At 39.1% G+C, this 5,388-nt stretch carries 10 protein-coding genes; 6 read left to right on the plus strand and 4 right to left on the minus strand.

What is annotated here, in order from left to right:
• The 5 genes from HZA38_04040 to HZA38_04060 all read left to right on the plus strand — a co-directional run.
• The coding region (locus tag HZA38_04040) for an IS30 family transposase (GenBank protein MBI5414657.1) at window positions 1–109 on the plus strand (109 nt) is incomplete at its 5' end.
• An 89-nt stretch (window positions 110–198) separates the two neighbouring features.
• Complete coding sequence (xth, locus tag HZA38_04045) at window positions 199–972, plus strand: exodeoxyribonuclease III (protein ID MBI5414658.1); 774 nt, start codon at window positions 199–201, stop codon at window positions 970–972.
• Between the two features lie 39 nt (window positions 973–1,011).
• On the plus strand, window positions 1,012–1,263 hold the full coding sequence (locus tag HZA38_04050) for a hypothetical protein (protein MBI5414659.1): 252 nt from the start codon (window positions 1,012–1,014) through the stop codon (window positions 1,261–1,263).
• A 52-nt stretch (window positions 1,264–1,315) separates the two neighbouring features.
• Window positions 1,316–1,555, plus strand: a complete 240-nt coding sequence (locus HZA38_04055; protein ID MBI5414660.1) for a hypothetical protein — start codon at window positions 1,316–1,318, stop codon at window positions 1,553–1,555.
• 71 nt (window positions 1,556–1,626) lie between these two features.
• The gene (locus tag HZA38_04060; GenBank protein ID MBI5414661.1) at window positions 1,627–2,160 is read left to right on the plus strand and encodes a DJ-1/PfpI family protein; all 534 of its coding nucleotides are present in this window, start codon (window positions 1,627–1,629) and stop codon (window positions 2,158–2,160) included.
• Window positions 2,161–2,168: 8 nt separating this feature from the next.
• On the opposite strand, the gene HZA38_04065 is transcribed toward HZA38_04060, so the two are convergent.
• Window positions 2,169–2,696, minus strand: a complete 528-nt coding sequence (locus tag HZA38_04065; protein ID MBI5414662.1) for a hypothetical protein — start codon at window positions 2,694–2,696, stop codon at window positions 2,169–2,171.
• A gap of 119 nt (window positions 2,697–2,815) precedes the next feature.
• On the opposite strand from HZA38_04065, the gene HZA38_04070 reads away from it, so the two are divergent.
• The gene (locus tag HZA38_04070) at window positions 2,816–3,775 is read left to right on the plus strand and encodes an S-layer homology domain-containing protein (protein MBI5414663.1); all 960 of its coding nucleotides are present in this window, start codon (window positions 2,816–2,818) and stop codon (window positions 3,773–3,775) included.
• 459 nt (window positions 3,776–4,234) lie between these two features.
• On the opposite strand, the gene rpmA is transcribed toward HZA38_04070, so the two are convergent.
• The 3 genes from rpmA to HZA38_04085 all read right to left on the minus strand — a co-directional run.
• A complete protein-coding gene (gene rpmA, locus HZA38_04075) occupies window positions 4,235–4,513 on the minus strand; it encodes a 50S ribosomal protein L27 (GenBank protein MBI5414664.1) in 279 nt (92 codons plus the stop codon).
• A 101-nt stretch (window positions 4,514–4,614) separates the two neighbouring features.
• On the minus strand, window positions 4,615–5,160 hold the full coding sequence (locus tag HZA38_04080) for a hypothetical protein (protein ID MBI5414665.1): 546 nt from the start codon (window positions 5,158–5,160) through the stop codon (window positions 4,615–4,617).
• Between the two features lie 117 nt (window positions 5,161–5,277).
• Window positions 5,278–5,388 (minus strand): IS30 family transposase (locus HZA38_04085; GenBank protein MBI5414666.1); only part of this gene is annotated, 111 nt, incomplete at its 5' end.

The following is a 5,388-nucleotide window of genomic DNA, read 5'->3' on the forward strand; positions in this document are numbered from 1 at the left end:
CAAAGTATCAGAAGAAAAAATCTATGCAGTACAAGAAAAACTCAACGACAGACCAAGAAAATCACTTCGATATCGTACTCCAAATGAAGTCATTTCTGATCTCCTCTAGGGGTGGTGCTTATAATCCTTGAATTTTCCTCCCGCATTGCGGGATTGAATTTTGAATTGTAGAGTACATACGAAAATTATTTTCTCTCCATGAACATCATTTCTTGGAACGTCAACGGAATTCGAGCTGTGGAAAAGAAGGGTGAGTTCGAAAAGCTTATCAGAAACGAGAATCCTGACATTCTTCTTTTTCAGGAAACCAAAGCAAAAGAAGATCAACTTTCTGGATTTTTGAAGAAATATGAAGAATACGATCAGTTTTATAATGCGGCGGAAAAACCGGGGTATTCCGGAACGGCGATTTGGATTAAAAAATCATTTGAAAAGAATGTCTCATTCTCTCACGGAATGCCGAATTTTGCTGATCACGAAGGGAGAATTGCGCGTCTTGATTTCGATGATATCGTAATTTTTAGCGTCTACTTTCCAAATGGCGGAAAATCTGAAGAAGCGTGGGAAGGCAAAATTCTCTTTTACGATGCGTTTTTGAAGCATATAAATGATCTCAGAAAAGAAGGAAAGCACGTGATTTGGGCAGGAGATGTAAACTGCGCTCATGAAGAAATTGACATCGCGCGACCGAAAGAAAACGAAAATTCAATCGGTTTTTTGCCCGAAGAACGCGCTTGGGTTTCACGAGTGATTGAGGAGAATTGGATTGATGTTTTTCGAAAAATGTATCCTGAAAAAGTGATCTATTCGTGGTGGCATGTGATTTCAAGAGCGCGAGATCGGAATATTGGCTGGAGAATTGATTATGTTTTTGTGGATGAGAAGATGTACTCAAAAGTGAAGGAAATTGAATATGTGAATGAGCAAATGGGCTCGGATCATTGTCCGGTGAAGATTTTTCTTGACATATAATTAGAGTTTTGTAAAATGAGGCGCCTTTTATTTCTATCTATGAGTAAAATTGAAACCCAGACACGAGGAAAGAGCGCAGAAGAACATAGTTCTGTAACATCAGAAAGAGTGAGTAGTAGCTGGATTAATTTGTTACGTTCAAAATTCCAAGAATTATTTGGAGTCGATGAAACAACAAAAGAAATAGTTAAGGATGTTTTTAAAAGGCTAATTGACGCAATTCGCGATCCATTATCGGTATTATCTGGAAGAGAGAGTGAAGTGGAAGAGATTCTTTCGTCAAAAAAATGAAATTAGGCGGGTCCTAAATGTTTATTTTTAAATAATATTCCCCTTCATCTTCATGGACAAATTTCCTCCGCAATCCATTGATACTGCACGACTGCCCCAAAAAGGTCAAAAAGAAAGGCATCATGCAAATGATGCCGAACTATCACATCTGGATGACATTGGATTGATAGGTGTTGATACTGGAGTGCAAAATTTTTTAAAAGAGAGTTTTGATACGAGATTTACTGCATGCTCTCATCCAAGAGTCGGATTAACAAGCGGTCACGTACAAAAAGTAAAAGGAGCACCATAAACGTACTCCTGAATTTCATGAGCATACTTCACTCTGGTGTATAATTCACCCGAGCCTTTTCCCCATACCCCATGAAAACTGCACTTTTTATCATCGCGCAGAGTGGATTTCAGGACACGGAATACGGTGTGCCGCGGAAGATTTTGGAAAATGCTGGTTTTGAGATTACCGTTGCTTCATCACAAAAAGGAAGGTGTACAGGAAAATTTGGACTGAAAACCGATGCTGGGTATTCACTTCCAGAAGTTTCTGGAGCTGAATATGATGTTGCTGTATTTATTGGTGGTCCCGGATGTGAGCAAGAATTTCATGGAAATGCAGAATATTTTCGTATTGCTCGCGAAACGGTAAGCGCGACGGCGCCGTCGCGCCTTCTTGCCGCCATTTGCATTGCTCCTGCTGTACTTTCTGATTCTGGAATATTCAAAGGAAAACGCGTTACGAGTTGGGATGACGCGAAGAGATCTCAAAAATCTCGCATCGAAAAAAATGGTGCAATTCACATTGGAGAAGACGTTACGGTAGATGGAAATATTATCACTGCAAACGGACCAGAAGCTGCAGAAAAATTCGGGAAAATGATTCAGAAGATGATGTCATCGTAAGATTGATTTCATTTTTTTTTCTTCTCTCGAGATTTTGGTGGAGGAAGAATGTCTTTGAGTACTAAAAATGGCGAAGGAGAAGAATCTTTCTCAAGTTCTGAAATTTTCTTGAGCATTTCGGGATCGCATTTTCCGTCTTCATGAACAAAATTTGTCGGAACGTGAGTATACATTTCCTCTAAAAAAAATGGAGTGAGATCAATACTTAAACTCTTGTGATCAATCATAAAATCCCCTTCTTTCAGAGGATCTTCCTTTTTTGAATAAAATATTTGTTCGGAATTTTGAATGATGATTGTGCTTTGCTCTTTCTGAAGGCATTTTCCACAGGTGAGAAATGCAGAAAATGTTGCTTTTTCAATCTGCGCCACAACATCATCTTCTAATCTGTACACATGAATTTTGGCGGAAACAGGAGAGCCCATTTCAAAAATATTACTCCAGCCTTCCGGGAGAATAAATTTTTCATCAAACTCTATCGAAATTCGTTCATGAGCACGATTTGGCGCAAAAAGAGGAGCAATACCGAGAATCATATGACAATTATAAATTTTAGATTCTAGATTTTAGATTTTGTATTCTTCGTAAACACGTATATATTCTATACTCAGAGTTTGGAATTTAAAATCTAAAATTTATCATCTAAAATCTGACGATGTCCCTCCAATCTGATTTTATCGATTACCTCAAAAAGCAGCTAGAGAAGCCGTATAAACTCGGAACTGCGGGCCCTGATACTTATGATTGTTCAGGGCTCATTTATGATGCTTGTCAAAAAATTTATAAAAAAGAAGTTCCCCGAGTAAGTACCGACCAATATGCTCTTGGAAAAACAGTTTCGCTTCCTCAGATGGAAATTGGAGATATTGTTTTTTTTGATACCGGATGGACGAGCCGAATTCCGAATCACAACGGAGTTTTTCTCGGGAATGGAGAATTTATCAATGCCAATTCGTACAATGGAAAAGTTGCCATCGACACGCTGAGTTCCGCCTATTGGTCGCCGAAACACACAGGAACAAAAAGATTTTTTGATGCTCAGGGGAATTTCTTAAAAGATGACACATCTCCAAGCAATATTATTTTTACAGATGTTCCGGAAACCCATCCCGACTATGCGTTTATTATGCAACTTAAGAATGCAGGAATTATTTCTGGGGATGGAAATATTTCCTCCGGAGCAACGACTTTTCGTCCAAATGATTCTGTCAATCGAGTTGAATCACTCAAAATGATTCTCAAATATTTCAAAATACTTCTCGTGCCTGATGATGGAACGATTGATTTTCCTGATGTCCCCTTAAAAGAATGGTTTCATTTGTACGTAAAAACCGGTGTTCAGAAGAAAATTATTCGTGGATATGCAGATGGGAAATTTAAACCGGCAAACTTTGTAACGAGAGCAGAGGCGTGCAAAATTATTTTTTCCGCCAAAGGGGAAACGCCACCGAATCCGAGTTCGACGTCTTTTTCCGATGTGGATCTGAACGATTGGTCTGCAAGATATGTGATCGCAGCAGAAAAACGCGGGATGATTCTCGCGAATGGGAATAAATTAACTCCACACTCTGCTATCACGCGGGGAAATGTGTGTCGAGCGGTTCTTAAATGTTAAATTTTAAAATAAACCAATTCTTTTTCGAAATCAGTGGGTAATTTTATGAGGGCGATTTCAGTGCGTTTTGCAAGGAGAAAGCTGAGATACTCGCTGATCCGCTCTTGTAACCGTCATCCCGACTGCAGACGCGAAACATTAGGGAGAACTCATGGAACAGTGAGTGTGTCTTTTTGGAGGGATCTCACTTGACCAGAAATATACACTGAATGCAGTGTACAGAGATTGGTGACAAGAGATTCCTCCCATTCGTAAAGCCCACCCATCACACATCTTCCTGAAGCTGAATTACTGTGGTCGGAATGACGAGGTGTGTGGTAAGAACTTGTTTTTAGCTGATTTCCATCCACTGATTTTGAAAAAGGACCAAATAGACCTTAATCTCTAATGTTTAAACATTCAGACTTAGAATCTATTTTGAAATTTAGAATTCAAAATTCAAAATTTAAAATTCCGCCTTCAGGCGGTAAGTACATGCACAAATGTATCTCTGTGCACTTGTCCATTGAATTTTCGCTGCTTTTTTTGCGTATATTTCACCACGCCCTCTATCACAGAAAAAAGTGTGTAATCTTTCCCAGTAAGGACATTTTTCCCCGCAAAACACTTATTTCCGCGCTGTCTCACGAGGATATTTCCGGCAGAAACTCGTTCTCCTTCGTACTTTTTGACTCCGAGTCGTTTCGACTCCGAATCTCGACCATTGGTGGTGGAACCTCCTGCTTTTTTATGAGCCATAGTAGTTTACTTAAAGCTGCAGCATTGTACGTGGAGTGACGGTTTTGAGTCAAGAAAAAGAACAGAGACCAGAAAATTTTCCTCCATGGGAAAATTTTGATCTATATTATTGTCCTCTCTAATTTAAAAGCTTCGCCTTTACTACGATACCTATTTACTACTTCAAATCTCGTTGAATAAGGATGTCCTTGTTGATTACGATATTCTACGGTAACAATTCCTCCATGCCTTCCCATTGTGATACCACGGTCAGACGACGAAAAATCTGCCCAGGTCAACCGATTTCCCCCCGTACTTCCATCTGTCCATTTCTCAAAATAATCTACTATTGCACTGACTAATAATTCAATTTCGCCTTCTTCCAAAGCAGGTTCTTCTTTATCGCATATCACCTTACCCTTCAATAAAGCTCGGGTCTCTTCTCGATGAGCTTGAGATTTATCGACATCAGGAGCTGAAGCTTCAGGAAGAACACCATCTAAACCGCCATTTTTGGCTGCTAAAGGCAATATTTTTGAGAAAGCTTTTACATTTTGATCTTCTAATTTTATTGAGTTTCCCAATTGTGCCGGAGCTCCTTCTTGGACAGGAGGTGGTTGAATTCGTTCTCCTTCTCCTTGTGGTCCCCCGAAATAGGCTTCAGTCATATTGAAAAAAGTAAAAGAATATAAAACCTATGCTATTTTTACTAAAGAATCAAATATTGTCAAGAGCCGTTGCTAATTTTTTTATTGCGGAAAATTCAAGGATTATAAGCACCACCCCTAGAGGAGATCAGAAATGACTTCATTTGGAGTACGATATCGAAGTGATTTTCTTGGTCTGTCGTTGAGTTTTTCTTGTACTGCATAGATTTTTTCTTCTGATACTTTGGA

This window comes from Candidatus Peregrinibacteria bacterium (assembly GCA_016220175.1).
Lineage (GTDB): Bacteria > Patescibacteriota > Gracilibacteria > CAIRYL01 > CAIRYL01 > JACRHZ01.

Excerpts from the sequence above, each read along its gene's own strand:
- xth (MBI5414658.1), top strand. The coding sequence starts at position 199 with ATGAACATCATTTCTTGGAACGTCAACGGAATTCGAGCTGTGGAAAAG.
- HZA38_04050 (MBI5414659.1), top strand. The coding sequence starts at position 1,012 with ATGAGTAAAATTGAAACCCAGACACGAGGAAAGAGCGCAGAAGAACAT.
- HZA38_04055 (MBI5414660.1), top strand. The coding sequence starts at position 1,316 with ATGGACAAATTTCCTCCGCAATCCATTGATACTGCACGACTGCCCCAA.
- HZA38_04060 (MBI5414661.1), top strand. The coding sequence starts at position 1,627 with ATGAAAACTGCACTTTTTATCATCGCGCAGAGTGGATTTCAGGACACG.
- HZA38_04065 (MBI5414662.1), bottom strand. The coding sequence starts at position 2,696 with ATGATTCTCGGTATTGCTCCTCTTTTTGCGCCAAATCGTGCTCATGAA.
- HZA38_04070 (MBI5414663.1), top strand. The coding sequence starts at position 2,816 with ATGTCCCTCCAATCTGATTTTATCGATTACCTCAAAAAGCAGCTAGAG.
- rpmA (MBI5414664.1), bottom strand. The coding sequence starts at position 4,513 with ATGGCTCATAAAAAAGCAGGAGGTTCCACCACCAATGGTCGAGATTCG.
- HZA38_04080 (MBI5414665.1), bottom strand. The coding sequence starts at position 5,160 with ATGACTGAAGCCTATTTCGGGGGACCACAAGGAGAAGGAGAACGAATT.